The following is a 5,204-nucleotide window of genomic DNA, read 5'->3' as shown; positions in this document are numbered from 1 at the left end:
TTTTTATGTATGACTGTACTTTAAGCCTTGGATAGCTTTCCTCGCCACTCACCCCAAAAAACTGTCCGGACTGTTGGCAGAGTTATTTCTGTGCGATCGCCCAAACTACCAAGGGAAAATCCGGCTCGTTTGCTAGCGAATGAATGGAGGGATTGTAAAGTTCCCACCTCGCAAAGTTTGCCACTACACAAGCTCGGTTTCCCCACGCTCCTGTTTGGATGCTTTCTAAATTAAAACCGCATTCAGCAAGCAAGTATTTGATGCCAGTTTCTGTCCAGCGAGAGCAGTCTGTAGGATAATCGTGAATGCGAATTAAAAAGGGTGTGGTTATTAAAAAGTAGCCATTGCTGTTGAGCATTTTGTATATATTTCTCCCAGCGCGGTAAGGCCAAAGTAAATGTTCAAATATCTGCTCGGCAACGATCAAATCAAATGTTTCGTCGAGGCAAGACTCGCAAATATCAAAATCAGGATATTTGAGCGATTTATAGCTTTTTAAAGACTCCCAATTACCCCAAGTATTGCCAGAAATTTCTAATACATTCAATTCCTCGGGATGCAAGCTTTTAACAATTCTGCGCGTTTCGCGGTTCATTACGACTCGACACCAATCTTCGTTAACAGCACTAAATACCATATTTCCTCGATTTTGAACGCTCGAACTCGTTAACTACAATAACAATAACCCATTCACCTGAAGACTGCTTCAGCGCGACCAGATGAGTGCAGAGCAACGCCGATGTTGCAAATCGAACACACCTGCTGCTACAATAAAATTTATAATATTAGCAAAATAAACTGCTACTTGGAATCATGTCCGCAAACACCGCGCTACCCGCAGCCTTAGCTAAAATCGTCCAGCGCTTTCAGCGACACTCCGATCCGAAACAGCGCTACGAACAACTGCTGTGGTATGCCAAGCGACTCCCAGCATTTCCCGAAAGCGACAAACTGCCTGAAAACAAAGTTTCTGGTTGCGTATCGCAAGTTTATATTACTGCAAATTTAGCAGACGGAAAAGTTTTGTATCAAGGCGATTCAGACGCTCAGCTAGTCAAAGGATTAGTTGGCTTGCTGGTGGAAGGTTTGAGCGGATTAACGCCTGCTGAAATTGTCAGCATTACCCCAGATTTTATTCAAGACACGGGATTGAATGTGAGTCTGACACCTTCCCGCGCTAACGGATTTTACAACATCTTTCAAATGATGAAAAATAAGGCACTTGCTTGTGAATTGAGCAAGCAAGCCGAAGCAAATTAAAAGAATAAACAGCCATGACTCAAACTACAGATTTAACAAAATTAGGTTTTGGCAACTATCCCGCCGCAGTTCAAGAATATCTCTGGAATTGGAAAGAAACGCAAATCAAAGTTATTTACGAAACCAGAGGACAGGGAAATCCTGTATTGCTGCTGCCTGCTTTCAGTACGGTTTCGACCCGAGAAGAAATGCGTCCTTTAGCAGAATTGTTAGCTTCTAACTTTCAAGTTGTGAGCTTAGATTGGCCGGGTTTTGGCGAATCCGATCGCCCGCGAACCGACTATCAACCGCAATTATACCATCAATTTCTCAAGGATTTTGTTGAGGCAATTTTTAATAGTCCGGTTGCTGTAGTTGCAGCAGGTCACGCTGCGGGTTATGCGATGCAATTAGCGCAATCACAGCCCAATGTTTGGTCAAAGATTGTGTTAGCTGCGCCGACTTGGCGCGGGCCTTTGCCGACAATGAGCAAACAGCAAAGCGGGTGGCACGGAATTGTGAGAGAATTAGTACGAGCGCCCTTACTGGGACAATTCCTATACAAACTCAACACTGCGCCGTCATTCCTCAGTTTGATGTACCGTCGTCACGTCTATGTCGATGCTGCAAAAGTGACGCCCGATTTCATCCAAAATAAGTGGAAAGTTACTCAAAAAGCGGGCGCGAGATACGGTTCCGCTGCCTTTGTGACTGGTGGGTTAGATCCGGCAAAAGTGCGATCGGAATTTACAGATAAATTTCAACAGTTAGCAGTGCCGGTGATGGTTGTAATTGCTGAGAATGCGCCGCCCAAATCTAAGGCTGAAATGGAAGCATTAACGGAATTACCGGGTGTTGAATCGCGAGTTATTCCTGGTTCATTGGGTATTCACGAAGAGAATGCAGAAGCTTTAGCAAATGCGCTTCAATCTTTTCTATAAATTATTTAAATCCAATTTTTCAGTCCGCGCAGGCGGACTTCGTTTGTGTAGCCCCGAATTCTATTCGGCGGTTAATTTGGCGGTTTACATCATCAGCATAACAGCGGTATTTTGGCTAATTTTCTCTTCCTTTTCTTTGCCACTGTATGCTGTAGGAGAGCCGCCGTTTGCTAACTCACAAGAGAGTATTATTGAAGGTGCGATCGACTTTCACATCCATTCTTCTCCTGATGTGATTCCCCGCAGCTTAGACGATTTTGAGGTAGCTAAGTCAGCGGCGCGATCGCACATGAAAGCTGTTGTATTGAAAAATCATTATGCCAGCACAGCAGCGCGGGCAGTTTTGGTGAATAAAATAGTACCAGAAGTCCAAGTTTTCGGGGGAGTCGTTCTCAATTATGCTGTAGGTGGCATTAATCCCGAGGCTGTAGAAGCAATGCACCGCATCGGTGGCAAATACGGTAAAATAGTGTGGCTGCCAACGGTTGATGCTGAGCATCACTTGCAGGTTTTTCACAAGTCGGGAATTGGGATTAAAGTTGCGGAAAATGGCAATGTTTTACCGCAAACAGCAGCGGTGTTGAAGATTGTAGCAAAAGAGAATTTGGTATTGGAAACCGGTCATATTTCCTCAGAAGAAGTGATGGCGGTTGTCACTGAAGCCAACCTTATCAAGGTTAAGAACATCCTGATTACCCACGCAATGGCAGATGTACCCGGTTTGTCCTTAGAAAATATGCAAAGAGCCGCCCAGATGGGAGCTTTTCTAGAACTAGCATTTGTTAACGATTTGATGGGAGAAAATGCTGCTGATGAGGGACACAAAAACTGGCATCAAGTTTCTATTAGTAAGATGGCAGCAGCGATCAAACTAATCGGAGCCGAGCATTTTGTTATGAGCACAGATTTGGGCAGAAAACCCGATCCTTTACCTGCAGAAGGCTACAAGTTATTTGTGAAAAAATTGATAGAGGAAGGCATTTCTCAACGCGAAATAGATTTAATGATGAAGGAAAACCCAGCTCGATTGTTAGGAATTTAGGAGTAATATTATGTCTCATGGCATAACTATTGTAAAGTTTGTAGCGAGGACTTTTGTCCTATCTTTGATTTATCGTCAATTTGGCTCTACTTCAGGTTCTTGAGATTCTTGCTCGCCCGCTGGGGAGTTGGTTTGCAATTCGGATAGCTGCGAATTTAGCTGCAAGCGTTCTTGATAGACGGTTTCTAAATGATTTTCTAATTCCGCTACTTGAGATTGCAGTTGATTTTGAGCCTGATTAGCTATATAGATTTGATTTTGAAATTCCGAGATTTGAGAGTAAAGGTACGATCGCTCTCTGTTAGCTGTTTCTAATTCCGATTGCAGTTGCGATCGCTCTTTTTCGACTACTTCCTGTTGAGCTTGCACGCCCGAAAGTTGAGACTGAAGTTCCTCCCCCTCTTCAATCGAGCGATCGAACTTAATTTGAATTTCCAACAACTGGTTTTGTAGCTGCAATCTGGTTTGACTAGCAGTTTGCAACTGACTCTCAAATTCAGACAGCAGAGCGTGAAATTGAGAACGTTCTGCATCAACCGCCTCTAGCTCTGCTTGCATTTCCAGCAATTGATCGTTAAGCTGCGATCGCTCCTGCTCCGCAACTTCTAACTGATATTGAAGTTCTGCCACTTCTGCTAACTGCGACTCAGCTTGTTGAGAATTTTCTAACTGCAACTCAGCAATCAGAGAATCAATTTGCGAGCGCTCCTGGGCAATTCCTCCCACAAATTCTTCCATTTCCGACACTCGATTATTTAAAAAATCTTGCTCGCGAGTCACAGTTTCCAACCGACTTTGCAAATCGGACAATTCAGAATTTAGCTGATTTTCATCCTCCATCTTTTGCCGCAATTCTAAATTCCTGGAATCCAACTGAGCCTCCAAATTCGAGATGGCTTCCTCCGAACCCTGTATACGCACCAAATTGCGGGAATTTCGCTTATTCAAAATTAGCCAGCAGACTAAGGCCCCTGCTCCCAATGCTATTAATACAAGTAATGCTTCCATTTGTTGTATCTAATTGATATAAATTGATTAATCTTGATGCTTGCCCAAAAAATGGACATCAACAAATCGCTATCTTACTCAAAGCTATCACAACTTGCAAGCCTGTATTAACTTGGTTCAACAATTTATATTTATTTACAAATACCTTTTGTTTACAGGTAAGGTGCGCCATCCGCACCCTGCAAGCCCCATTAATGCAGCAAATCCACAATATGAGGATAATCTCGATATGCTGAGTCAGCAAATAATCCAAGTAACCCCCAGTTAATTTTTTAATTTCTAAAGACATTGTATTTTAGTAATTGGGAATTGATCCTTAAGCATTGAGATTTGAAAGTTGAGACTTGAAAAATGAAAATAAGGAATTCAAAATAGGGGAAAAATAAGAAATAACAAAAGCCTAAAATTTGATTTTTTTCATTTTCCTTCTTCCTTCTTCCTTCTTCCTTCTTCCTTCTTCCTTCTTTCCTACTGACTAGAACGCGGATAAAGCAGCCAAACAAACAGCGGAGAACCCAACAAAGCCGCAACCGTACCCACAGGCAATTCTACCGCACCCAAACGAGCCAAAAAATCAGCAAAAGTCAACACCCAAGCACCACCTATCGCACTCATTGGCAACACAAACCGATATTCATTACCAAGCAACAAACGCACCCCGTGAAGCACCACCAATCCCACAAAACCAATCAATCCGCCGATGCTGACAGCACTCGCAGCTAGCAAAGTAGCAATCCCCCAATCAATAAGCGCGATCGTCGTACCAGCGAAACCCCCAAACTAACAGCTAAATCGTCGCCCAAAGGCAGCAAATTTATCGATCGACGCTACCCGCACCCCTAGCTAAAATCGTCCAGCGCTTTCAGCGACATTCCGATCCGAAACAGCGCTACTAACAACCAGGGTAAGCTCATCTAATTTGGTATAAATTGTACTTGACAAAAAAACAACTATAGAAAACGTGGTATTCACGT

The 5,204-nt window shown here is 43.2% G+C and carries 6 protein-coding genes; 3 read left to right on the top strand and 3 right to left on the bottom strand.

The window, feature by feature from the left end; all coding sequences use genetic code 11:
- Window positions 1-82 precede the first annotated feature (82 nt).
- A complete protein-coding gene (locus QUA13_RS31380) occupies window positions 83-637 on the bottom strand; it encodes a methyltransferase domain-containing protein (protein ID WP_333204857.1) in 555 nt (184 codons plus the stop codon).
- A gap of 176 nt (window positions 638-813) precedes the next feature.
- On the opposite strand from QUA13_RS31380, the gene QUA13_RS31375 reads away from it, so the two are divergent.
- The 3 genes from QUA13_RS31375 to QUA13_RS31365 are packed head-to-tail and all read left to right on the top strand — an operon-like array spanning window position 814 to window position 3,222.
- Window positions 814-1,260, top strand: a complete 447-nt coding sequence (locus QUA13_RS31375; protein WP_333204855.1) for a SufE family protein — start codon at window positions 814-816, stop codon at window positions 1,258-1,260.
- 14 nt (window positions 1,261-1,274) lie between these two features.
- Entirely contained in the window at window positions 1,275-2,180 is a 906-nt protein-coding gene (locus QUA13_RS31370) for an alpha/beta hydrolase (RefSeq protein WP_333204853.1), read from the top strand.
- A 43-nt stretch (window positions 2,181-2,223) separates the two neighbouring features.
- Entirely contained in the window at window positions 2,224-3,222 is a 999-nt protein-coding gene (locus QUA13_RS31365; RefSeq protein ID WP_333204851.1) for a DUF6282 family protein, read from the top strand.
- A 75-nt stretch (window positions 3,223-3,297) separates the two neighbouring features.
- Here the strand turns inward: QUA13_RS31365 and QUA13_RS31360 are convergent, their stop codons facing one another.
- The gene (locus QUA13_RS31360) at window positions 3,298-4,230 is read right to left on the bottom strand and encodes a hypothetical protein (RefSeq protein ID WP_333204849.1); all 933 of its coding nucleotides are present in this window, start codon (window positions 4,228-4,230) and stop codon (window positions 3,298-3,300) included.
- Between the two features lie 468 nt (window positions 4,231-4,698).
- Window positions 4,699-4,956, bottom strand: a complete 258-nt coding sequence (locus QUA13_RS31355; protein ID WP_333204847.1) for an iron chelate uptake ABC transporter family permease subunit — start codon at window positions 4,954-4,956, stop codon at window positions 4,699-4,701.
- Window positions 4,957-5,204: the final 248 nt, after the last annotated feature.

It is taken from the genome of Microcoleus sp. S28C3 (assembly GCF_036700785.1).
GTDB lineage: Bacteria > Cyanobacteriota > Cyanobacteriia > Cyanobacteriales > Microcoleaceae > Microcoleus > Microcoleus asticus.
This window is presented reverse-complemented; position numbering and strand designations above follow the sequence as displayed.